18 protein-coding genes and 1 pseudogene are annotated in these 23,870 nt (G+C 43.5%); all 19 read right to left on the bottom strand.

Annotated features, from left to right (window positions below; genetic code table 11):
• Positions 1-12: 12 nt before the first annotated feature.
• The gene (gene ftsA / locus PROVALCAL_RS17920; protein ID WP_006660762.1) at positions 13-1,269 is read right to left on the bottom strand and encodes a cell division protein FtsA; all 1,257 of its coding nucleotides are present in this window, start codon (positions 1,267-1,269) and stop codon (positions 13-15) included.
• A gap of 44 nt (positions 1,270-1,313) precedes the next feature.
• Positions 1,314-2,129 carry a cell division protein FtsQ gene (gene ftsQ, locus PROVALCAL_RS17915; RefSeq protein WP_006660761.1) on the bottom strand — a complete coding sequence of 272 codons (816 nt, stop codon included), beginning with the start codon at positions 2,127-2,129 and terminating at the stop codon, positions 1,314-1,316.
• Between the two features lies 1 nt (position 2,130).
• Positions 2,131-3,051, bottom strand: a complete 921-nt coding sequence (locus PROVALCAL_RS17910) for a D-alanine--D-alanine ligase (RefSeq protein WP_006660760.1) — start codon at positions 3,049-3,051, stop codon at positions 2,131-2,133.
• 2 nt (positions 3,052-3,053) lie between these two features.
• Positions 3,054-4,517 carry a UDP-N-acetylmuramate--L-alanine ligase gene (gene murC, locus PROVALCAL_RS17905; RefSeq protein ID WP_006661159.1) on the bottom strand — a complete coding sequence of 488 codons (1,464 nt, stop codon included), beginning with the start codon at positions 4,515-4,517 and terminating at the stop codon, positions 3,054-3,056.
• 73 nt (positions 4,518-4,590) lie between these two features.
• Positions 4,591-5,667: an undecaprenyldiphospho-muramoylpentapeptide beta-N-acetylglucosaminyltransferase gene (gene murG / locus PROVALCAL_RS17900; protein ID WP_006660758.1), complete on the bottom strand. Its 1,077-nt coding sequence runs from the start codon at positions 5,665-5,667 to the stop codon at positions 4,591-4,593.
• Positions 5,664-6,857, bottom strand: coding sequence for a cell division protein FtsW (gene ftsW / locus PROVALCAL_RS17895; RefSeq protein ID WP_006660757.1), 1,194 nt, complete (start codon positions 6,855-6,857; stop codon positions 5,664-5,666). The genes murG and ftsW overlap by 4 nt, the downstream gene beginning before the upstream one ends.
• The gene (gene murD / locus PROVALCAL_RS17890) at positions 6,857-8,182 is read right to left on the bottom strand and encodes a UDP-N-acetylmuramoyl-L-alanine--D-glutamate ligase (protein ID WP_006660756.1); all 1,326 of its coding nucleotides are present in this window, start codon (positions 8,180-8,182) and stop codon (positions 6,857-6,859) included. The genes ftsW and murD overlap by 1 nt, the downstream gene beginning before the upstream one ends.
• A 1-nt stretch (position 8,183) precedes the next feature.
• The gene (gene mraY / locus PROVALCAL_RS17885; RefSeq protein ID WP_006660755.1) at positions 8,184-9,266 is read right to left on the bottom strand and encodes a phospho-N-acetylmuramoyl-pentapeptide-transferase; all 1,083 of its coding nucleotides are present in this window, start codon (positions 9,264-9,266) and stop codon (positions 8,184-8,186) included.
• Positions 9,260-10,618 carry a UDP-N-acetylmuramoyl-tripeptide--D-alanyl-D-alanine ligase gene (gene murF / locus PROVALCAL_RS17880; RefSeq protein WP_006660754.1) on the bottom strand — a complete coding sequence of 453 codons (1,359 nt, stop codon included), beginning with the start codon at positions 10,616-10,618 and terminating at the stop codon, positions 9,260-9,262. Before murF ends, mraY begins: the two co-directional genes overlap by 7 nt.
• Complete coding sequence (gene murE / locus PROVALCAL_RS17875; RefSeq protein WP_006660753.1) at positions 10,615-12,102, bottom strand: UDP-N-acetylmuramoyl-L-alanyl-D-glutamate--2,6-diaminopimelate ligase; 1,488 nt, start codon at positions 12,100-12,102, stop codon at positions 10,615-10,617. Before murE ends, murF begins: the two co-directional genes overlap by 4 nt.
• On the bottom strand, positions 12,089-13,855 hold the full coding sequence (ftsI, locus tag PROVALCAL_RS17870; RefSeq protein WP_006660752.1) for a peptidoglycan glycosyltransferase FtsI: 1,767 nt from the start codon (positions 13,853-13,855) through the stop codon (positions 12,089-12,091). Before ftsI ends, murE begins: the two co-directional genes overlap by 14 nt.
• 12 nt (positions 13,856-13,867) lie before the next feature.
• Positions 13,868-14,188 (bottom strand): cell division protein FtsL, encoded by a 321-nt coding sequence (gene ftsL, locus PROVALCAL_RS17865; RefSeq protein ID WP_006660751.1) that lies wholly within the window; start codon positions 14,186-14,188, stop codon positions 13,868-13,870.
• Entirely contained in the window at positions 14,189-15,142 is a 954-nt protein-coding gene (gene rsmH, locus PROVALCAL_RS17860; RefSeq protein WP_006660750.1) for a 16S rRNA (cytosine(1402)-N(4))-methyltransferase RsmH, read from the bottom strand.
• A gap of 2 nt (positions 15,143-15,144) precedes the next feature.
• Positions 15,145-15,603: a division/cell wall cluster transcriptional repressor MraZ gene (mraZ, locus tag PROVALCAL_RS17855; protein ID WP_006660749.1), complete on the bottom strand. Its 459-nt coding sequence runs from the start codon at positions 15,601-15,603 to the stop codon at positions 15,145-15,147.
• Positions 15,604-16,325: 722 nt separating this feature from the next.
• The gene (gene cra / locus PROVALCAL_RS17850; RefSeq protein ID WP_006661152.1) at positions 16,326-17,336 is read right to left on the bottom strand and encodes a catabolite repressor/activator; all 1,011 of its coding nucleotides are present in this window, start codon (positions 17,334-17,336) and stop codon (positions 16,326-16,328) included.
• An 84-nt stretch (positions 17,337-17,420) separates the two neighbouring features.
• Positions 17,421-17,912, bottom strand: a complete 492-nt coding sequence (gene ilvN / locus PROVALCAL_RS17845) for an acetolactate synthase small subunit (protein WP_006660747.1) — start codon at positions 17,910-17,912, stop codon at positions 17,421-17,423.
• A 2-nt stretch (positions 17,913-17,914) separates the two neighbouring features.
• On the bottom strand, positions 17,915-19,642 hold the full coding sequence (gene ilvI / locus PROVALCAL_RS17840) for an acetolactate synthase 3 large subunit (RefSeq protein ID WP_006660746.1): 1,728 nt from the start codon (positions 19,640-19,642) through the stop codon (positions 17,915-17,917).
• A 329-nt stretch (positions 19,643-19,971) separates the two neighbouring features.
• Positions 19,972-21,729 carry an AMP-dependent synthetase/ligase gene (locus tag PROVALCAL_RS17835; protein ID WP_006660745.1) on the bottom strand — a complete coding sequence of 586 codons (1,758 nt, stop codon included), beginning with the start codon at positions 21,727-21,729 and terminating at the stop codon, positions 19,972-19,974.
• A gap of 301 nt (positions 21,730-22,030) precedes the next feature.
• Positions 22,031-22,979: pseudogene (gene leuO / locus PROVALCAL_RS17830) on the bottom strand (transcriptional regulator LeuO).
• Positions 22,980-23,870: the final 891 nt, after the last annotated feature.

The raw sequence follows: 23,870 nt of genomic DNA, 5'->3' as shown, positions 1-23,870 counted from the left end.
TCTAAATAAAAATTAAAATTCTTTTCTCAACCAGCTGGTGAGCTTACTAAACCACCCGCTAACTGAAGCACGTTTTTCCGTTTCGGTATCATCGCCAAGATGGCTTTCTTTACCGTAATGCAGAAGCCCTACCGCTGTGGAATAGTATGGCTCCTGAGCATAATCCGTTAATCCTGTTATATTAAGTGGGGTTCCAATTCTGACTTGCGTATGAAACACTTTTTGAGCGCATTCAACTAGCCCATCAATTTGTGCTGCACCACCCGTCAAAACTATCCCAGCCGCTAAGTGGTGTTTGACACCTTGCAGGCGTAACTGTTCCTGTAAATTTAAAATTTCTTCATTGACTAAATTTAACAGCTCAGTATACCGTGGCTCAATCACTTCTGCTAAGGTTTGACGCTGTAAACTTCTTGGAGGACGACCGCCTACACTCGGCACTTCCACCGTTTCATCTTTACTCACAATCGAACCGACTGCACAGCCGTGACGTACTTTAATCGCTTCTGCATCCGTTGGAGGTGTTCCAAAAGCGTAAGCGATATCACTTGTAACCACATTTCCTGCGTATGGGATCACTTTGGTATGACGCAAAGCACCACCCGTATAAACCGCCATGTCCATTGTGCCACCGCCGACATCAACAACACAGACACCTAATTCGCGTTCATCTTCTGTGAGGACACTGTAGCTTGCTGCTAGACCGGCAAAAATAAGCTGGTCAACTTTTAATCCGCAACGCTCAACCGCTTTCACGATATTCTTCGCCATATCGTTATGGCAAGTGATTAGATGAACTTTAGCTTGCATACGAACACCCGAAAGACCGACTGGGTTTTTAATACCTTCTTGGTAGTCAATTGCAAATTCTTGCGGGATAACATGCAGAATTCGGTGTTCGTCTTTAACTCGGACAGATTTTGCCGTATGAACCACACTATCAACATCTTCTTGGGTCACTTCTTCTTCTGAAATTGGCACCATACCAATTTCATTTTGGCAACTCACATGTTTACCTGATAATGCAAGGTAAACAGAAGAGATTTGGCAATCTGCCATTAATTCAGCTTGGTCAATCGCTCTTTGGACGCATTTAACAACCGACTCAAGGTCGTTAACGCCACCTTTGTCCATTCCGCGAGATGGACAGCTTCCCACCCCAATAATATTAACCATACCATCGGGCAGAATTTCACCTACAAGGGCCGACACCTTGGAAGTTCCAATTTCAAGGCCTACCACTAATTTTCTGTCCGTTGCTTTAATCATTTGCTTCTGCCTATTTGCCTAATTTGAGTTTTTAGCAATTTGTCTTATTGGAAGCCTTGCGGTGCGTCAACTAATAGAGGCGCCCACCCCACCGCTGCTCCACTGGTATAACGCAAGTCGACATAATCGACGCGCTTATCAGTCGTTTGCTGTAAAAGCGGATAAAGCTCGAGAAAACGGTTTAACCGCTCTAACACATCTTTTTTCCCAAGTTCGACTCTTACATCATTATCTAAAATAATTTGCCATGCATGGCGCGCTGTCATAGAAACGGATTTTAGTTTCAAGTTATTTTTAGCCAAAATACCACTTAACACAGCAAATTCTTTCAAAACTTCTGTTTGGCTACCTTGCGGACCATACAGCATCACATAATCACCTTTACCATTTTGGCTAGGTGGAAGGGTAAAAACGCGCCCTTCTTGATCGACCATATTTTGGTCATTCCATCTTGCGTAAGGCTTATATTCCGCAATATGGATTTTTAATTCATCTGGCCACTGTTTGCGCACAGTAACTTGTCGGATCCAAGGCATCATGCTGATTTGATTCTGAATTGCATTAACATCCACCGTCATAAATGTTCCTGGCTGACCTAATGATAAAATCGCCTTTCGAACATCGTCGTTTGTGGTGTAATTGCGTTCTCCAGTCAATATCAGTTTGGACATAGGCAGCCTATCGGCATCCTTCATCCAGTTCATCACAGTCCAGCCGCTCCATACAATGGTGCCGACAACCATGAGGAAGAAAATCAATCCGCTCAAAAACGCCCCATTGCTGGGTCTTGAGCGCGGGTCTTCATCTTGCTGACCGCTATTATGATTATGGTGCCTTACGTTTAACGCTGCCTGTGACATATTAACTAGCCAATTCCAAAATTCGTACCACTAACTGCGAAAAATCCATACCCGCTTGACGCGCAGCCATTGGGACTAAACTGTGACTGGTCATTCCCGGTGAAGTATTAACTTCAAGTAAATAGAATTCGCCATCACTATCTTGCATCACATCAACGCGCCCCCAGCCACGGCAACCCACTGCCTGATAAGCTTTCATCGCCATATCCGCAAGTTTTGCCTCGAGGTCATTCGTTAATCCACTTGGGCAGAAATATTGAGTCTCATCGGACAGATATTTTGCTTCATAATCATAAAAAATACCCGGTGGTTGAATACGGATAGAAGGTAGAACTTCATCACCTAATACTGCCACCGTATACTCTGGACCACTTAACCACTTTTCAATCAATAACGTATCGTCAAATTGGAAGGCTAACTCAATGGCTTCTGGTAATTCATCCAGAGAATCCACTTTACTCATTCCAACACTGGAACCTTCCAAACTCGGCTTAACGATTAACGGCAATCCTAAGTGCTTAACTTGCTGAGCTAGTTGCTCTTTTTTAATATTAGTATATTTCTGTCTGTTAAGTGAAATATATGGAGAAACACTTAGACCCGCACCTTGCCAGAGTTGTTTGGTGCGCAGCTTATCCATACTCAGCGCAGATGCCATAACGCCACTACCTGTGTATGGAAGCCCCATAAACTCAAGCATGCCTTGTATCGTGCCGTCTTCTCCGCCACGACCATGCAAGGCGATAAACGCTTTATCAAAACCAGCTTCTTTTAATGTCACAACAGGAAAATCTTGGGTGTCAATTGGATGGGCATCAATGCCTGCTTGACGTAATCCCGCCAAGACCGCATTACCTGACTGAAGTGAAACTTCACGTTCAGCGGATGTGCCTCCAAATAGAACCGCAATTTTTTCTGTCATGCTTATTCCTCAACCATTGGTGGTTGTAACTTCGTTTCTGCTAGGTTTTTGGCTATTTTACCAATATTTCCTGCGCCTTGAACTAAAATTAAGTCGTTATCATCAAGAACTTGAGCCAGCATATGTGAAACTTGTTCTGGTTCTGCAACAAAAATTGGGTCAACCTGCCCACGACTGCGAATTGTACGGCACAATGAACGGCTATCAGCTCCCGGTACAGGCTTCTCACCCGCAGAATAAACTTCCAGCATCAGTAGGACATCAACCTGTCCCAAGACATTCGCAAAGTCATCATATAGGTCACGAGTTCGTGTATAACGGTGTGGCTGGAATACCATGACGATACGCTTATCTGGCCAGCCAGCTCGCGCTGCTTTAATGGTGGCATCGACTTCAGTTGGGTGATGACCATAGTCATCAACTAGCATCACGTCGCCTTCTTTCCCATTCACATTACGCAACGCATAATTACCTAAGAAATCAAAGCGGCGACCTGTGCCTTGGAATTCAACCAGTGCAGACAGAATGTGTAGATCATCGATACCCTCTTCGGTTGCCACCGCAACCGCGGCAGTAGCATTGAGCGCATTGTGACGTCCCGGTGCATTCAGAACAACAGTCAGCTCAGGCATTCCTTCACGCGCAATGGTGAAGAAACCTTGATTCCCTTTTTGCTCGTATTTAGTGATTCGTACATCAGCGTCTTCACTAAAGCCATAAGTCGTAATGTAACGACCAATTTTAGGTAATAATGAGCGAATAACGGGGTCATCGATACACATGACTGCACGGCCATAAAATGGCAAGTTATGCAGGAAGTTAATGAATGTATCTGTCAGGTTTTCAAAATTACCCTGATAGGTATCCATATGATCAGCTTCAATATTTGTCACAACAGCGACTAATGGCTGTAAATGCAAGAAAGAAGCATCACTTTCATCCGCTTCCGCAATTAAGTAGCGACTGCTACCTAAACGTGCATGAGTCCCCGCTGATTTAACGAGTCCACCATTAACAAATGTTGGGTCTAAACCAGCTTGTGCATAGATTCCAGAAATCATCGCCGTTGTGGTAGTTTTACCGTGAGTGCCTGCGACTGCAATACCGTGACGGTAACGCATTAATTCAGCGAGCATCTCTGCACGACGGATGACCGGAATACGTAATTCTTTAGCAGCTTGAATTTCTGGGTTCTCAGCAGAAATCGCCGTGGAAACCACAACCACACTCGCATTTTCAACATTTTCAGGGCGATGATTAAAATAAATCGTTGCACCCAATTCAGTTAATTGCTGAGTGACTGCGTTCGGAGCAAGATCTGAACCACTAATTTCATAACCTTCGTTAGCCAACACTTCAGCGATACCACCCATGCCAGCACCGCCGATGCCGACAAAATGAATGTGCCGTACTCTACGCATTTCTGGCACTGATGTTCTTAATTTCGCTAACTGTTGTGTATTCACTATATTTCCGCTTCTCTGTAAATTCTGTCTACATTCTATTTTGTAAGATGCACGCTATTTTGCGAGGCTTATGCTATTTCTTCGCTACATCGCAAATAACCGCAGCAACACGCTCGGTTGCATCAGTGATGGCACAGCTATAGGCTTTCTCTGCCATCGATAATAATTCGGTTCTATCCCACTTATTGAGTAACTCAGCAACGGCTTCCGCCGTAAATTGTGGCTGTTCAATAATTTTAGCTGCACCTGCTTGTTCCAGAGGCAGCGCATTCCAATACTGTTGACGGTCTTTGTGCTGGAAAGGAACAAAAATCGCAGGTAAACCTGCCGCCGCAATTTCGCTGACAGTTAATGCACCTGAACGACACACCACAATATCAGCCCATGCGTAAGCTTGTGCCATATCATCAATAAATTCAGTCACTTTAAACTCAGAATCGCCTGAATTTTGCAAAAAATCATTATACAATGCTTCTGTCGATTCCTTACTGCCTTTTCCAGCCTGATGCCAGATATTTAACTGTTTGCTTGCTTTTCCAGCAACTAATGGCATGACTTGATTTAAAATTCGAGCTCCTTGACTTCCACCCACAACTAATACACGTACCGCGCCATCGCGCCCTGTTAAACGCTCTTGTGGTGCTGGTAATGCCAATACATCCTCACGTACAGGGTTACCCACAACAGGCGCATTAGGAAAGGCACCAGGGAAGGCTTGCAAAACACGTTTAGCGATTTTTGATAACCATTTATTGGTTAATCCAGCAATGCCATTTTGCTCATGCAAGACAACAGGGACACCACATTGCCAAGCAGCAATACCACCAGGACCAGAGACATATCCGCCCATCCCCAAAACCGCATCGGGTTGGTAGCGCTGAATAATGCTTTTCGCTTGACGAATCGCTTTGTAAATCCGCCAAGGTGCTCCCAGTAACGCACCAATGCCTTTGCCTCTTAAACCTGAAATTTGGATAAACTCAATATCAATACCATGTTTAGGCACCAAGGTTGCTTCCATACGATCAGCAGTACCTAACCAGCGGATTTCCCAACCTTGAGCCTGCAAATAATGCGCCACAGCTAAGCCGGGAAAAACGTGCCCCCCAGTTCCGCCTGCCATAACGAGTAATTTTTTTGCCTGACTCATTTGGAACTCCTTACAAACGCCTGAGCTTTCTCAAGTCGTGTTTCATAATCAATTCTAAGTAACACAGAGATCGCCGCTGACATCACTAATAAACTCGATCCCCCGTAACTAATCAGTGGGAGAGTTAGACCTTTTGTTGGCAACATACCCGCAGCAGCACCAACGTTAACTAATGCTTGGAAGGTAAACCAAATACCGATAGCACATGCGAGATAACCACCAAATAATTGTTTGGTCAGTAGCGCTCTACGCCCCACCATCATCGCTCTAAATGCCAACATAAAGACCATCAGTAAAACCAGCACGACGCCCACATAACCAAGCTCTTCGGCGAGTACGGAGAAAATAAAGTCGGTATGCGCTTCAGGTAAGTATTCTAGTTTTTGTACTGAGTTACCCAAACCTTGTCCTAAGAGCTCCCCTCGACCAAATGCCATCAGTGACTGTGTTAGCTGATATCCACTACCAAACGGGTCATCCCATGGATTTAAGAATGACGTTACGCGGCGCAAACGATAAGGCTCGAAAACAATTAAAGCCAGTACCCCTACGCCACAAGCTGCGATACCAATAATAAATGGTGCTAAACGAGCCCCCGCTAGAAACAGTAACCCCAGCGTTGTCACAACCAGTACAACCACCGTTCCTAAATCCGGCTGTAACAGTAGCAGCAACGCCATCATGATCAAAATACACATCGGTTTTACAAAACCAAAAAACTTGGTGCGTACCTCGTCTGACTTACGGACTAAATAACTGGATACATAGCAAAACAAGGCAAATTTTGAAATTTCGGCGGGCTGAATTTTCACAATACCAATGTCAATCCAGCGCGATGCCCCGTTAACCGAGCTTCCCGCAACTAATACCACCGCCAACATGGCTAACGCGCCCATCAGCAAGATAAAACTGTATTTTTCCCATGTTGCCATTGAGACACGCATCACTCCTAAAGCCAGGAGGAATGCGACAACTAAATACACCACATCACGTTTTGCAAAATAAAATGGGTCATCGGTTAATCGCTGCCCGACTGGCATTGATGCGGATGTCACCATAATGAAACCAACTGCTGCCAAACCGAATGCTAACCAAACCAATGTACGATCGTAGAGTGTCGAGCCTGAAATCACGCCATTCTTTTCACCGATGATCCAGTTTTTTAAACGTAAAGCACCCGGTATGGTCATTAACCTAACTCCTTAGCGAGCTGAGCAAACACATCACCACGTTGCTCAAAGCTTTTAAACTGATCTAAGCTGGCACATGCAGGGGATAACAGCACCATATCGCCCGATTTCAAGAGCGGCGCAATTTGGCGCATACTCTGTTCCATCGTCTCAGTCAGCACTGATTTTTCAGGCACTAACTGCGCGAGTTGCTGACCATCACGACCGAAGCAGTACAAGCGGTAGTTATCCGCCGCAATATACTTTTTCAATGATGAAAAATCGGCTGATTTACCATCACCACCTAGCAATAGATAGACAGTCCCATCCACGTGCAACCCATTGAGTGCGGCTTCGGTACTGCCCACATTGGTCGCTTTTGAGTCATTAATCCAACGTACACCACGATTGAATAAGACCAACTGGAAACGGTGCACTAAACCAGCATACTCTTTTAAAACTTGAATGCTCGCTTCACGAGGAATTGCAACGGTATCTGCTAATGCTAATGCCGCCAACGCATTCATATAGTTATGCTGCCCCGTCAAATGCATTTTTGTTACATCCAGTACCACTTCACCTTGAGCCACTAAAACACGTTTTTGAGTATCAAAATAATAATCGCCACTGTTTAAGCCAAAACTTGTGCATTGACTTAACTCTTGGTGATGAGGAAGCGTTAACGGATCCTGCGCATTCACAATGCAATGCTTTGCATTATCATAAATACGTAGTTTTGCCGCACGATATTGCTCAAGCCCCAATGGGTAGCGATCCATATGATCTTCAGTCACATTCAACACGGTCGCAGCCGCTGCTCGTAGGCTAGATGTAGTTTCTAATTGGAAGCTAGACAGTTCCAACACAAACAGGCTATGCCCTTGATTGAGCAAAGAAACTGCAGGAATACCGATATTTCCGCCCACACCAACGGAAATTCCAGCTGATTTCGCCATTTCTCCCACAAGAGAAGTTACCGTGCTTTTACCATTAGAACCTGTGATTGCGACGATTGGTGCATCCGCTTCACGACAAAACAGCTCAATATCACCAACAATTTCAATACCATTTTTTGCAGCTTCTTGTAGCTGTGGTGTTGCTAGCGCAATACCTGGGCTCGCTACAATCAAATCAGCATGTTGCAACCATTCATTGTTCAGGCTGCCACGATGGCAGGTAACCTGTTCAGGGAGTTTATCAACACCAGGTGGCACAGCACGGGTATCCATCACGCGAGGTACAACCCCACGAGCAAGGAAAAAGTCAACGCAGGAAAGCCCAGTTAATCCTAAGCCAATTATCACGACGTTTTTACCCTGATACTGCTGAGCCTGTGAATGTACCATCTTAACGCACCTTCAATGTTGCCAGTCCAATCAGAACTAACATAAGAGAGATAATCCAGAAGCGCACAATAACGCGTGGTTCTGGCCAACCTTTCAATTCATAGTGATGGTGAATTGGTGCCATACGGAAAATGCGTTGCCCACGTAATTTGAATGAGCCCACTTGTAAAATCACCGACAATGTTTCAACGACAAACACACCGCCCATGATCACTAATAAGAATTCTTGGCGTAGCAGAACAGCAATAGTTCCTAGCGCACCACCTAAAGCTAATGAGCCAACATCACCCATGAAAACTTGTGCTGGGTAGGTGTTAAACCACAAGAACCCTAAACCTGCCCCAACAATCGCGGTACACACAATCACTAACTCACCCGCATGTGGTAAGAATGGAATGTGCAGATAGTTAGCAAAGTTAACGTTACCTGTTGCCCATGCTACTAAGGCAAAACCCGCAGCAACAAACACGGTTGGCATGATCGCTAAACCATCTAAGCCGTCTGTTAAGTTAACGGCGTTACTGGTTCCAACGATAACGAAGTAAGCCAGTAAAATGTACAACACACCTAATTGCGGCATCACATCTTTAAAGAACGGAACAACCAGCTGAGTCGCTGGCGTGTCTTTACCAATGGCATACATAGAAAAGGCAACAACTAATGCAAGAACGGATTGCCAGAAATATTTCCAACGAGCAATCAAACCACGGGTGTCTTTTCTCACCACTTTGCGATAATCATCAACAAAGCCGACAATACCGTAACCCACTAACACCAGCAGCACACACCAAACATAAGGATTGTCTAAACGCGCCCATAACAGCACAGACATACAAATAGAAAACAGGATCAAAATCCCGCCCATGGTTGGCGTACCACGTTTACTGAAGTGAGACTCAGGACCTTCATTACGGACAACTTGACCAATCTGCATTTTTTGCAGGTAAGCAATGAGATGTGGTCCCATCCACAAAGCAATAATTAATGCTGTCAGCAAACCGACAATGGCTCTGAACGTCAAATAGGAAAAGACGTTAAAAGCAGAAAATTTATGGACTAATAATTCGGCTAACCAGACTAACATTCGAAGCACTCCTTCAATGCATTCACAACATCTTCCATCGCGGAGCTGCGTGAACCTTTAACTAAAATAGAAACAACATCATTCTGCTGTGCTAGCGGAATTAGTCGGGTTAATAAATCTTGTTTCACTGTGAAGTGCTCACCGCGCTCGCTAGATTGGCTAATGATTTCGCTTAGCTGTCCAACACTCAGCACTTTATCTAAACCTGCTTGTTTCGCTGCTAAACCAACGCGCTCATGACACTCATGGGCGTAATCACCAAGCTCCCCCATATCGCCAGCGACTAAAATGCGATAACCGGGCATTTTTGCCAGTACATTAATCGCTGCAATCATTGAACCGTCATTTGCGTTATAGGTATCATCCAGCACCACTTTGGTATCGCTCAAGCGTACTGGGAATAAGCGCCCCGGTACTGCCTTTGTCGTCGCTATACCTTGCTTGATATCTTCTAAGGTTGCCCCTACAGAGATAGCTAATGCACTCGCGGCTAAAACATTCGCGATATTATGTACACCGGGTAATGGCAACGTAATTTCAACCTGCCCTACTGGAGTATGTAGTGTGAAATCCGTTGTGAGCTGTTTAATTTGAATATTGGACGGGTAAAAATCCGCTGTCTCAGTCAGTGAGTAATACCAAACTGTTTGGCGTGAACCAAACTGCCACTTATCTGAATAACTGTCTAAGTTCACAATCGCCGTGCCTTCTTCAGGCAAACCTTGGTAAATTTCACCTTTGGCTTTTGCGACACCTTCTGGAGAGCCAAAGCCAGCAAGATGAGCACCAAATAAATTATTGACGAGTGCAGTTTCTGGCTTAACGATATTGGTTGTGTATTCAATTTCATGTGGGTGATTCGCCCCCATTTCGATGACCGCAAATTGATACTCATCGGTTAAACGAAATAGCGTTAGCGGAACACCAATATCATTATTCAGATTACCTGCGGTATATAACGTGTTACCACGTTGCCCCAAAATTGAGGCTGTCATTTCTTTGACTGACGTTTTACCGGAAGAGCCTGTCAGCCCTACCACTCTGGCTTTAGATTGTTGGCGAACCCATCCTGCAACTTGCCCCATGGCAATACGGGTATCTTCCACAATCACTTGCGGGCAATTAACGTCCAATTGGTGGTCAACTAACAGTGCTGTCGCGCCTGCCTCAACCACTTGACCGGCGAACTCATGAGCATCAAAACGCTCACCTTTTAAAGCAATAAACAGGCAGCTAGCTTCAATTTTACGGCTATCAGTGCTGACATTTAACAGAGTCAGGTCATGATTAGTCGCATTAACAATGCGCCCTTGAGTCACTTGTGCCAGTTGGTTTAAGGTGATTGGGATCATGCCATCACCCCCAATAATCTCGCGACGGTTAAGCGGTCTGAATAATCTAAACGACGTGAACCAATGATTTGATAATCTTCATGACCTTTACCTGCCACTAAAATCACATCATCAGGATGTGCTTGTAAAATCGTGTTAGTCACTGCTTCTGGGCGACCAGGGATGGCTAGAACTCGGCTAGAATCTAAAATACCTGCCATGATGTCATTAATAATATCCAACGGATCTTCGCTACGTGGATTATCGTCAGTGATCACAACTTTATCCGCATACTGCTCAGCAGAAGCCCCCATTAAAGGACGTTTCCCTTTATCTCTGTCCCCACCGCAACCGAATACACACCACAGTTTACCTTTACAGTGTAAACGGGCTGCTGCTAGCGCTTTTTCTAAGGCATCCGGTGTATGAGCATAATCAACAACTACCGTCGGTTTACCTGTTACACTGAACACTTCCATACGCCCACAAACTGGCATTAACGCATTGGTCGTGGCGAGGAGTTTTTCTAATGGGTAATCCATCATCAGTAGGGTTGCCATCGCCAGCAATAAGTTGCTTACGTTAAACGCGCCCATTAATGGGCTTTCAAATGAACCATTACCCCAAGTCGACGCAAAATGAATCGTTGCACCTTTATCGTGGTAATCGACATCCGTTGTTTTTAACCATGGACCTTGCCAGTTGGCAGGGATGCTATCTTCCATGGTCACTGCACAAGCTTGCGGTAAACGCTGTAACCATTTCAGTCCTACTTCATCATCGGCATTAATAATTTGAGTTTTTGTGTGATGAGTAGAGAACAGCAGCCATTTTGCGGCTTCGTAGTTTGCCATATCGCCATGGTAATCAAGGTGATCACGACTTAAATTAGTGAAAACAGCCGCATCGAATTGTAATGCAGCAACGCGCCCTTGAACTAAGCCATGGGAAGACACTTCCATCGCGGTCAACGTGGCTTTTTTATTTAGTAATTGGGTCAGTTCCAGTTGAATATCAACCGCTGAGCCTGTGGTATTCTCGCTTGGAGAAACATGCCCCAGAATCCCATTCCCCACAGTCCCCATGACCGCAGAGGTTTCGCCTAACCCTTTTGCCCATTGAGCAATTAATTGCGTCGTCGTTGTTTTACCGTTAGTCCCTGTCACACCCACTAGTTTCATTTGGGAGGAAGGTTGATGGTAGAACTCACCCGCTAATGCAGATAAACGATTATTTAGGTCGTTAAGATAAATGACAGGCACACCATGAACAAAGCGAATTTCGCCTTCTTCAGCTTCGCCGTGTGCTTCTGCGATCACCGCAGAAACCCCTTGAGCGATAGCTTGAGGAATATAGTGTCTACCATCTGACTGATGGCCTTTTACTGCAATAAACAGATCACCCGCGGCAGCCTTACGACTGTCTAGCGTCATCTCTCGTAAAGAGATATTTGTTGTACTCACACCAAATGGGGCGAGGAGTTCACAAAGATTACGATCTGCCACTTTTAACCTCTTTTTGACTGTTCACGATTTCACTTTTATCGTCTGTTTGCAATGCATCTGGCTCCACATTCATGAGACGTAAAACCCCACCCATGATAGAACCAAAGATAGGTGCGGATACCGCACCTCCGTAGTACTTACCGGCTTTTGGATCGTTGATTAACACAACGAGCGCATAGCGCGGATTGCTGGCTGGTGCAACCCCGGCGGTATAAGCGATATATTCATTGATATAACGCCCTTCAGGTCCGACTTTCTTCGCGGTACCTGTTTTAATTGCAATACGATAGCCTTTAATTGCGGCACGCGTTCCCCCGCCACCAGGCAGAGCAACGCTTTCCATCATGTGCACGACAGTGCGCATTATTGGCTCTGGAAATACTCGGGTCCCCGGAACAGGCGGGTCGACTTTCGTAATCGATAATGGGCGATATACCCCAAAGCTACCGATCGTTGCATAGGCACGCGCAAGTTGTAATGGTGTTACCATTTGCCCGTACCCGAAAGAAAAGGTGGCCCTTTCTAAATCAGACCACCGTGTTTTTTTACTTGGAAAGATGCCACTACTTTCCCCGACTAACCCCAGATTAGTCGGCTTACCAAACCCAAAGCGGCTATACACGTCCACCAGCTCTGTGGCAGGCATCGCTAACGCTAATTTTGAAACACCAACGTTACTCGACTTCTGTAAAATACCGGTAATTGATAACTCTGCGTAACGCGCAACGTCTTTAATTTCATGTCCATTAACGCGGTACGGATAGGTATTCAAGACCGTATTTTCTTTAATAATTTTATTGTTCAACGCACTCATCACAACGAGTGGCTTCACAGTAGAACCTGGTTCAAAAATATCGGTGATAGCCCGGTTACGCATGGAGTCCATCGGCGTACCCGCAAGGTTATTTGGGTTATAGGATGGACTGTTTGCCATCGCTAAAATTTCCCCTGTATTCACGTCCACAAGGATAGCAACACCCGATTCTGCTTTGTTCTCTTGAACCCCTTTTGTTAGCTCACGATACACAATAGATTGAATGCGCTCATCAATACTGAGCATCAAGTTATGCGCCGCTTGGCTATCAACGGAGGAAACTGTTTCAATAACACGTCCATTACGGTCTTTACGTACCGTACGCTCTCCTGGAGAGCCTTTTAACCAACGATTAAAGCTTTTTTCTACACCCTCAATACCTTCACCATCAATATTGGTAACCCCTAATAAGTGGGCAGTGACTGGACCTGATGGATAATATCGGCGAGATTCTTTACGTAAATAGATCCCCGGAACTTTTAATTTGCGGACGTATTCACCAATGGAGGGGTTAACTTGACGAGCGAGGTAAACAAAGCGCCCTTTCGGGTTAGCTGAAATTTTAGTGGTAATTTGTTCAAGTGGGATTTCTAGTGCATCTGCGAGGGCTTTCCAATGTTCATCATTCGTGATCCCGCCTTTTTCAAAGACTTCTTTAGGATCTGCCCAGATAGCATTCACAGGAACACTCACCGCTAACTGACGCCCTTCTCGGTCACTGATCATACCGCGAGCTATCGAAACTTCTTGAACTCGAAGGGAGCGCATGTCCCCTTCTTTTACCAGTTTTTCTGGTGCAATAATTTGTAGGTACGCAACACGAGTCAGTAATCCTGCTAATGCCAACCCAATACATCCACACAACAAAACAAAACGCCAGCGAACAAAGCTGGTGACTTCTTCTGTTTTCTTGTTCTTAGCGGGTTTGGTTGCTTTCATTCTTAACCTTCGTTATTGCTTGGAAACAATAATGTTTTCTTGGGATGGCTCCACATGAACCATACGTAATTTTTCAACAGATAAACGCTCAACACGACTGTGGCTCGCCAACGCATTCTCTTCGAGGATCAAGTTGCGCCATTCAATATCAAGAAAGTCTTTCTCTTCATAAAGCTTATCTTTCGCGGCTGTCAGCAGTCGTGTTTCATGAGCGGTGGTGACCACAAACACAGCGCTAATGATTATCGCGGCTAACAAGATCATTGGAATAATCCCGTAGCGAAATAAATCGCGCCCAATAACCCTTGCTAAACTGTGTCTTTCTGGTGTCATTTACTCTACCGCTCTCTCTGCAAAACGTAACACCGAGCTACGTGCTCGTGGGTTTTCATCAATTTCTAACTCAGACGGTTTCATCTTGCCTAATGCACGTAATTTCGCCGCACCCAGCTCTTTGATTTGTGCCTCTGTTAACGGAATCCCCGCAGGAACAGAAGGTCCGGTACTATTTTGACGAATAAAGCGTTTTACTAATCTGTCTTCCAATGAATGGAAGCTAATCACCGATAAACGCCCTTCTGGTGCTAATACAGACATCGCGCCATTTAATGCTTTCTCAATCTCTTCCAACTCGCTATTAATATAGATTCGAATAGCTTGGAAGCTTCGAGTTGCTGGGTGCTTATGTCGGTCTTTAATCGGACTGACTTTTGCAATCAATTCAGCCAAATGGCGTGTGCGCGTTAAGGGCTCTTCTTCTGGATTATGATTACGCTCTACAATCGCTCTTGCGATGCGCTTTGAAAAACGCTCTTCACCAAATGTTTTCAATACCCATGCGATGTCATCCGCTTCAGCTGTCATCAGCCATTGCTGCGCTGATTGACCGCGGGTTGGGTCCATTCGCATATCCAGAGGTCCGTCACGCATGAATGAGAATCCACGCTCTGGATCATCTAACTGCGGTGAAGACACACCAAGATCCAGTAACACACCATCAATCTTACCGACTAAGCCTTCTTCCTCTACATAGTCCGCAATCGCTGAAAACGGACCATGCTTAATCATGAAACGCGGGTCATTAATCTCTTGAGCGGCTTTAATCGCTTCTGGGTCACGGTCAATCGCAATTAAGCGGCCTTGTTCTCCCAGTTGGCTTAAAATCAGGCGAGAGTGCCCACCGCGACCAAATGTGCCATCAATGTAGATACCATTTGGTTTGATATTTAAGCCATTTACTGCTTCATCAAGCAGTACTGTTACATGTTTAAATTGCTGCTGTGTCATTGTTATAGTGACAAATCCTGTAGACGGGCGGACAGTGGTTCGTCGGCTTGACGTTCAGCAGCGATGTCATTTTCCACTTGCTGATACCACATTTGTTCATCCCAAATTTCAAATTTATTTATTTGGCCTACCAACATGACCTCTTTTGTTAGCCCTGCGTGTTGACGCAGCGTGCTAGCTAGCAAAAGACGTCCTGCATTGTCTATCTGACACTCACTGGCATGACCAAGTAAAAGGCGCTGTACTCGACGTTCTACGGGATTCATGGTGGATAGCTTAGAAAGCTTTTCCTCAATGATTTCCCATTCAGGTAAGGTATAAAGCAATAGGCATGGCTGGTGAAGATCAATGGTACATACCATTTGCCCTTTCGATTCCTCGCTCAGCATTCCTCGATAACGAGTAGGCACGGTTAGTCGCCCTTTGCTGTCGAGATTAACCAGTGTTGCCCCACGAAACATACCTGATTTATCCCCTTTATTTCCAACTGCCCCACTTTACCCCACAATTCTCCACTTATAAAGTTTACGAATGGTATGAAAACGTTGTCAAGCCAGCCGCACGTAGCTTTAGCTTTATTTACAGAACGTTTTAGAAAAGAAAAAGTTGGAAAAATTCTTACTTGGAAAGAAAAAGAGAAATAACGAGTTGATATAATTCACTTATTTTATAAAACGCAGGTAAAACATATTTAAATCCATTTCATTGCTGCAAAATCATACAAATTTGAGTAAATGATATATACGTCTCATTTTTAATCAGTTTATTTCGTGTCTATTCTTTACCTTTTGATCATCATTTATTGATGATTATTTAATCAAAACTACCAAATAATACGTATTTGCATATAAAACCATTGTATTTCAACAAATTAAACAACTGTTTTAATTCACAGTGTTATTTTATTTACAATAATTCCTTCAACATATGCATCGGTTTTTTTATGGGTTAAAAAAATTTAATTCATCAAAAACCCGCTTAATGCAAAATAACCAAAAAAAGTATTAAGAAAATTCCTAAAGTGAAATATTTACAGGGTATCTTAATAAATAAATCGTAATTGCCCCTAAATCTTCACCAAAAAAAAGCCCCTAATAGATAGGGGCGGATATATTACTAAGAATTGTGGTTAACATCACTAACTATTAAACTGGTTTTTGCATCAGTGGATAAGGTTTATTCACTACTGTTTGCGACCTAAACTACCACGGCGACATAAGTCCCTGCGAATTCGACGAATTCCAGTTTCTGGCTTCTGTTTTTCATCTAGGCTAGCTAATACCAATTCTAAGATACGTTCTGCTATGTCACGGTGGCGCTGCGCAAGTGATAGCACTGGGCAACCCAGAAAATCCAGTAATTCATTATCACCAAAGGTGCTAATAACCATATTTTCAGGTAAGCGCCCATTACGCTTCAGCGCTACGTCCAACACACCTTGCAGTAAAGAGAATGACGTAGTGAATAGCGCATCTGGCATCGAGTTGCCGCTATCTAGCCAATTCGAAAAAACATCAGCGGCAGCATCGCGCTCGTAGCTGTTTGCGTATAAATAATTGACTTCGCGAGTATCGCCTTCCCACGCTTTACGAAAACCTTGTTCACGTAAATAGCTGACAGAGAGTTCAGGTAATGCCCCAAGATACAGAACCGATTCCGCAGGAAATTTTCGTAATTCTTTGGAGATCATCAGCGCATCTTCTTGGTCATCACCCACGACACTAATGAAATGCTCTTTTTCTAATGCTCTATCCAGTGCAATGATAGGTAACGAGCGATTCGCCCATCGTTGATAGAATGGGTGCTCTGGGGGTAATGCAGTAGAAACGATAATCGCATCGACTTGACGCTGAAGTAAGTGCTCCACACAACGAATTTCGTTATCAGGCTGGTCTTCTGAGCAAGCAATTAAAAGCTGGTATCCGCGCTGACGAGCCTGTCTCTCAAGATAATTGGCTATACGGGTATAGCTGGTATTCTCAAGATCAGGGATCACAAGCCCGATTGACCGAGTACGGCCAGCACGTAAGCCTGCTGCTACTGCGTTTGGATGGTAATTGTGCTCTCTGACGACTGCCATCACTTTTTCTACAGTTTTATCGCTGACTCGATACTGCTTGGCCTTGCCGTTGATCACATAACTAGCCGTTGTGCGGGAAACACCCGCTAGACGGGCTATTTCATCCAGTTTCACATTAACCTCTTTGCTATTTGGGAAACAGCCCCGAGTCATTCGGGGCTTTAATTCGCTCTATTCTACCTGTGGCTGACAAATTTTTCATCGCATAATTTTATCGCCACGAGAAACTCCGACGATCCCAGAACGGGCAACTTCAACAATTTCAGCAACGCTACGTACCGCCTCAAGAAATGCATCTAGTTTATCGCTTGTTCCTGCTAGCTGAACGGTGTACAGCGTTGGCGTCACGTCGACGATTTGTCCGCGGAAAATATCGGCACTTCGCTTAATTTCATCACGTCCATAACCGGAGGCTTGTAGCTTCACTAACATGATTTCACGCTCGATATGAGCTGATGCGGTGAGTTCACTCACTCTCAGTACATCCACTAACTTATGAAGCTGTTTTTCTATCTGCTCAAGTACTTTCGCATCCCCTTTCGTCTGGATAGTCATCCGCGATAATGTCGGATCGTCAGTCGGAGCGACAGTTAAACTTTCAATGTTATAACCGCGCTGGGAAAAAAGCCCAATAACGCGAGATAAAGCACCTGATTCATTCTCTAATAATACCGATAAAATACGACGCATGATCAGGTCCTCTCCGTTTTACTTAGCCACATTTCATCCATTGCTCCACCACGGATCTGCATTGGGTAGACATGTTCGGTTTCATCAATATTAATATCCACAAACACTAATCGTTGATTCTCATTCACTTCGACTAACGCTTGTTTGAGTTTATCTTCTAGCTCATCAGGAGAAGCGATTGAAATACCCACATGCCCATACGCCTCAGCAAGTTTGGTAAAATTTGGCAATGACTGCATATAGGATTGCGAATGGCGACCTTGGTAAATCATATCCTGCCACTGTTTTACCATGCCTAAGAAACCATTATTCAAGTTCAGAACTAGCACCGGTAAACCATATTGCAGCGCGGTTGAAAGTTCTTGGATATTCATTTGAATACTGCCATCCCCCGTCACACAGACAACTGTGGATTTAGGATGCGCTAGCTTCACGCCCAATGCCGCTGGTAGACCAAAGCCCATGGTGCCCAAGCCACCTGAGTTGATCCAATGGCGAGGTTTATCAAAGGGATAATAAAGGGCGGCGAACATTTGGTGTTGTCCAACATCTGAAGTTACGTAAGCTTCACCATTAGTTAAACGGTAGATCGTTTCAATGGCCTGTTGAGGCTTCACTTTATTCGGATTTAAGGTGTATTTGAGGCACTGTTTTTCCCGCCAAACGCTAATTTCTTTCCACCAAGTTTGCAACGCCGTCGCATCCTGATCAGCAGCCACATGATCCAACTGTGCAATCATCTGCTCCAACGTTAATTTGGCGTCGCCAACGATAGGAATATCCGCTTTTACTGTCTTAGATATCGAGGTTGGGTCCACATCAATTTGAATCACTGTCGCATTAGGGCAATATTTTTCTAAATTGTTCGTTGTTCTGTCGTCAAAACGCACCCCAACCGCAAAAATAACATCCGAATGATGCATCACTTTATTGGCTTCATACGTGCCATGCATCCCAAGCATACCGACTGATTGCACATGCGTTTCAGGGAATGCACCAAGTCCCATCAATGTTGATACGACTGGCAGTTGGAGCTTTTCCGCTAACGCCATTAATTCTGCGGAACAATTCGCATTAATCGCCCCACCACCGACATACAGCACCGGTTTTTTGGCTGCAACTAATTTGCTCAATGCTTTCTTAATCTGCCCTTTATGACCTTGTAACGTTGGGTTATATGAACGCAATGAAACCGATTCCGGGTAGCGATACGGGTATTTTGCAGCGGGATTTACAGTATCTTTCGGAAAATCGATCACTACGGGACCTGGACGTCCACTTGCGGCAATATAAAAAGCTTTCTTGATGGTTTCGGGGATCTCTTTGGCGTGTTTAATTAAAAAACTGTGTTTCACAATCGGGCGCGAAATACCCACCATATCGCATTCTTGGAATGCATCGTTCCCGATCAAAGAACTCGCTACCTGCCCCGATAAAACAACCATTGGCACAGAGTCCATATATGCTGTTGCGATCCCTGTAATCGCATTCGTGGCACCCGGACCCGAAGTCACTAAAACAACGCCGACATCCCCCGTTGAGCGGGCATAACCATCAGCCATGTGCACCGCAGCTTGTTCATGACGAACGAGAATATGTTCAACACCCCCAACCGTATGCAGTGCATCGTAAATATCCAGGACAGCACCGCCTGGATATCCAAATACATGTTTAACGCCTTGGTCAATCAATGATTTGACGACCATTTCTGCTCCCGACAACATCTCCATGAGTTTGCCCTCAGACTATTTGCAAGTTAACAGAGAGCCTAACGACCCTCTTTAATTTTTATTAAGTTAGTCATAAATTCAGCTATTAACATATCCCTCCCACATAAGGGACGCAAATTTGATTTCACACAGAAATTAAAGAAGATTTCGTTTTGTCTTGAACATGAAATTTCAGCAGATGCATTGACTAGTTTTCAATCTAAATAGAGCTGAAATAACTAAAAGGTCAGCAAAAATAGTCGCAACACGGATTTCACGAAATTGTGGATAAAACAAAGCCCCCCAGGAATAACCACTGAAGGGCTTAGAAATAACAATGAACGACTGAATTACTCTTGATACATAGACTCAATTTCGAGTCGATAACGTTCAGAAATAATTTTCCGGCGTAATTTAAGCGTTGGGGTTAACTCACCTTTCTCCATAGAAAAATTCGTCGGCAACAATGTAAAACGCTTCACTTGATGGAAATGCTCTAGATTCTTTTGCAAATCCTTTAAGCGACTTTCAAACAGCGCTACAATTTTTGAATCTTTGAGTAATTCCAAACGGTCACGGTATTTTAAGTTAATCGAGTTTGCGTACTCTTCAAGGCTATCATAACAAGGCACAATTAATGCGGAGACGAATTTGCGCGCATCCGCAATCACCGCAATATGCTCAATAAAGCGATCTTGACCAAGAACCCCCTCAATCACTTGCGGCGCAATATATTTACCATTAGACGTTTTCATTAAATCTTTTAGTCTATCCGTAATATATAAATTTCCTTGGGCATCAATTTTACCTGCATCGCCTGTACGCAACCAACCATCCGCAGTAAACGTATCAATCGTTTCTTGTGGGCGATTGTAGTAGCCCTTCATGACCACAGGACCTTTGACTTGAATTTCGTCATTTTCTCCAATACGCACAGAAATAGCAGAAAGTGGCGTACCAATAGAGCCTAATGGATATTTATTGTCTTCCCAACATGAAACCGTTGCACAGGTTTCACTCATTCCATAACCATATTTAATATCCACACCCGCAGAGAGGAAAAAGGCAATCACATCATCATCGAGACGCGCACCTGCGGCTGGCATAAAGCGAATACGCCCACCAAGTCCTTGACGAATTTTGCTCAAAACCAGTTTGTCCGCTAATGCGTACAATGGCTTATTCAGGAATGACAGCGACTGACCTTTCGCCATCCTCTTGACTTTCTGTTTCCCAATCGCAATCGCCCATTTAAAAATCATGCGGCGCATTAATGGTGCTTGGGATACCTTGCTTTGTATTGCGCTATAGACTTTTTCATAGAAGCGCGGCACGGCACACATGACGGTCGGTTTAACCTCAGCAAGCGCCTCTTTCACCATGTTGGTGTCAGTTAAATAGACATTACGTGCACCACTGTGCATCACATAAAAACTCCATGCGCGTTCAAAAACATGAGAAAGTGGCAGGAAGCATAAAGAAACATCCTCTTCTGACAACTCTAAGCGGTTGTCATGAAGGTAAAGCTGGGATGCCATATTGTAATAATCCAGCATCACCCCTTTCGGCTCGCCCGTCGTGCCCGAAGTATAGATAATCGTAAATAGATCGCTTAAGTTTTGTGCTGCAATACGTGCATCCAACTCTGCTTGATAATCCGGTTGAGCTAGGGACATGAATGTGGACAAGTGCATGCTGTTTGCCACTTGGCTGTCGAGCTCAACACTTTCATCTAATGCAATAATAGCGGTTAACTGAGGGCAATGAGTTAATAACTGGCAAGCAACGTGATATTGCTCTTGAGAACCAACAAAGAGGATTCTAATGTTGGCATCATTAATGATATAGGCGGCTTGGTCAACACTGCTCGTTGCATATAGAGGAACAGTCACAGCTTTAATGTGCAGTACTGCAATATCAACCAAAGACCAATTCATACTGTTTTGAGCAAAAAGCCCAATATTCTCTTGTGGAGCAACATTCATTGCCAAGAGCTGGCGAGCAATATCGGTGGTTTTTGTATCCACTTCTGCCCAAGTTAGCTCAGACTGGTGTCCGTTGTCCCATTGACTGAAAGCTATCCGATCCGCTGACTCGCTCGCGTTCATTCTGGAACGTATGCGGTTAACTATATGATATGGATATAGATTCTCAGTTATCAATGTGTATTCCCTATAGGTCATTTAAATTTTAAGTCATTCGGTACACTCACAAATAACTTAATCTAATACTTTTTATTATTTTCAGCTTACAACTGTTAGCTGAATGACTGGAGTGTATAGCGGAAAGATTAGTGAGGAAAGGAATAAAATGTAAATTTTTCGCAAATGCTACAGACGCTACAAAACTCGCCATTGTTTTCACTCTGGCGAGTTAAAATTACCGCTAAATGAATAAGACTGAGTTAGCTTACAGCTGTTCGATCATTTGACAAAATTGCGCTTTCATCCATTGATGACCTTTATCACGCGCGGTAGATTCATGCCACGTTAAATAGCATGGGCGTGTCTTCTCTTCCCACGGCAATGACAGCATACGCAACTGTAGTTGATTCGCATGGTGTTCAACTAACCATTTCGGGGCAATCGCCACCAAATCTGTTTGCGCGACAATATTCAAAACGCTGCTTAAGTCAGTTCCTTGATAACTGACCGTATGTGAGAGATCGGTATTATGGTAATAAAGCTTACTGAATGACCCAATATTATCCATCGCCATGATAGCGTGTCTTTCATTACTCAGCATCTCTTGATTTATAATATTTTCGATTCTTGGATGGTGATTTGCAACGACTAACACTAATTCATCATTAAATAAAACCTGATGTTGATATTCGGGTTTTTCGAATTGATTATATCCCAAGAAAAAATCTATCTCTTGATATTTTAATTGGTGAGCTATGTTATTACCTAAAAATGAATGAATGAAAACTTGAATATTTGGCGACGTAGTTTTAAATTTATCAACAATCATTGCAGCTAAGCGAATATCTAATGGTGAGCAAATCGATAAGTTGAATTCTCTTTCACTCTGTCTTGGATCAAATCCGGCACCTGGTAATTCATTATGAACCAATTGAAGCGCTTGTCTTACTGGACCAAATAATTGTTTAGCGCGAGAGGTTGGTTGAATACCACGCCCATAACGCACAAATAACTCATCATTAAACATCGATTTTAATCGAGATACTGCGTTACTCACAGCTGGCTGAGACATACCTAGCACTTGTGCTGCACGAGTGACATTTTGCATTTGCATCACAACATCAAAAACGGTCAATAAGTTCAGATCAACATTACGTAGATGAATATCGCTACTTTCTTTTTTTTGCTGTTGAGATCGTATCAAAATCAGTCATTTTTAACTCCACTAAATATATTTATCATTTTTAATTAATGAACATGATCCATCAAAGCAATATTGACGAAAAATATAAAATCATTAAATATTATTTTTAAAACAACTTATACATGATAAGTTATTTCGCTTTCCCTGCATTTATTAAAACGACGTTTCTATTCTTTTTAACCATAAATTAGAATCGAGATATAGATATCATCATAAAATGCAAATATTCATCAGCGTAATGAGTGTGTGTAACTTATTAAAACCACCTTCATTCCAATAAAAATAATAAAACAATTTCAAGAATAAATCATAATAAATATCTTCAGGAAATGCGCTTGCATCTCATTATCAGATTAATTTTTTATTATTCATTTATTACATAATTAACCTTATTTTAAGTATATCCGCCATCAATGATAATGACGGTTTTCATCTAACCTCTGCATACCTCTAAGGTAGAAACATACTCAAAACAACTTTTGCATAAAAATACTCTCATGCCATGAATTTTTAGGCGGAATTTTAAACTAACAACCACCTGAAAATATAGGTAAAAACATCATAGAAATTATAAATATTAGACGTAACATCCAATTACGCCCTGCAACTCCCGATCGTAGAATATGCGCTTCAGAAAATTAAGTTTGACAACATTATTGAAATCACGTATCAATAAAAACAGATTAATTGAAATTATATGAGAGACAGTTATCCATGACATTTTCTATCCGCCTACTAAGCCTACTACTACTCGCAGACAAATTGCGCGGTATGCTTATGGATAGAAAATAACAAACACTGTCCACAAACATGAAAAAGCCCGCGCAACCAGCGGGTTTTTTTATGCCTGCGGCTAGATGGGAACCAAGCAAACAGAATCAATAACAACAAAATTTAGTCT

Source organism: Providencia alcalifaciens DSM 30120, assembly GCF_000173415.1.
GTDB classification, from domain to species: Bacteria; Pseudomonadota; Gammaproteobacteria; order Enterobacterales; family Enterobacteriaceae; genus Providencia; species Providencia alcalifaciens.
The sequence above is the reverse complement of the archived record's forward strand: the minus strand, read 5'-3'. Positions and strand labels throughout refer to the sequence as shown.

What these genes read in the sequence shown, in the direction of transcription:
- ftsA (WP_006660762.1), bottom strand. Translation starts at nt 1,269, where the DNA reads ATGATTAAAGCAACGGACAGAAAATTAGTGGTAGGCCTTGAAATTGGA.
- ftsQ (WP_006660761.1), bottom strand. Translation starts at nt 2,129, where the DNA reads ATGTCACAGGCAGCGTTAAACGTAAGGCACCATAATCATAATAGCGGT.
- PROVALCAL_RS17910 (WP_006660760.1), bottom strand. Translation starts at nt 3,051, where the DNA reads ATGACAGAAAAAATTGCGGTTCTATTTGGAGGCACATCCGCTGAACGT.
- murG (WP_006660758.1), bottom strand. Translation starts at nt 5,667, where the DNA reads ATGAGTCAGGCAAAAAAATTACTCGTTATGGCAGGCGGAACTGGGGGG.
- ftsW (WP_006660757.1), bottom strand. Translation starts at nt 6,857, where the DNA reads ATGACCATACCGGGTGCTTTACGTTTAAAAAACTGGATCATCGGTGAA.
- murD (WP_006660756.1), bottom strand. Translation starts at nt 8,182, where the DNA reads ATGGTACATTCACAGGCTCAGCAGTATCAGGGTAAAAACGTCGTGATA.
- mraY (WP_006660755.1), bottom strand. Translation starts at nt 9,266, where the DNA reads ATGTTAGTCTGGTTAGCCGAATTATTAGTCCATAAATTTTCTGCTTTT.
- murF (WP_006660754.1), bottom strand. Translation starts at nt 10,618, where the DNA reads ATGATCCCAATCACCTTAAACCAACTGGCACAAGTGACTCAAGGGCGC.
- ftsI (WP_006660752.1), bottom strand. Translation starts at nt 13,855, where the DNA reads ATGAAAGCAACCAAACCCGCTAAGAACAAGAAAACAGAAGAAGTCACC.
- ftsL (WP_006660751.1), bottom strand. Translation starts at nt 14,188, where the DNA reads ATGACACCAGAAAGACACAGTTTAGCAAGGGTTATTGGGCGCGATTTA.
- rsmH (WP_006660750.1), bottom strand. Translation starts at nt 15,142, where the DNA reads ATGACACAGCAGCAATTTAAACATGTAACAGTACTGCTTGATGAAGCA.
- mraZ (WP_006660749.1), bottom strand. Translation starts at nt 15,603, where the DNA reads ATGTTTCGTGGGGCAACACTGGTTAATCTCGACAGCAAAGGGCGACTA.
- ilvN (WP_006660747.1), bottom strand. Translation starts at nt 17,912, where the DNA reads ATGCGTCGTATTTTATCGGTATTATTAGAGAATGAATCAGGTGCTTTA.
- ilvI (WP_006660746.1), bottom strand. Translation starts at nt 19,642, where the DNA reads ATGGAGATGTTGTCGGGAGCAGAAATGGTCGTCAAATCATTGATTGAC.
- PROVALCAL_RS17835 (WP_006660745.1), bottom strand. Translation starts at nt 21,729, where the DNA reads ATGAACGCGAGCGAGTCAGCGGATCGGATAGCTTTCAGTCAATGGGAC.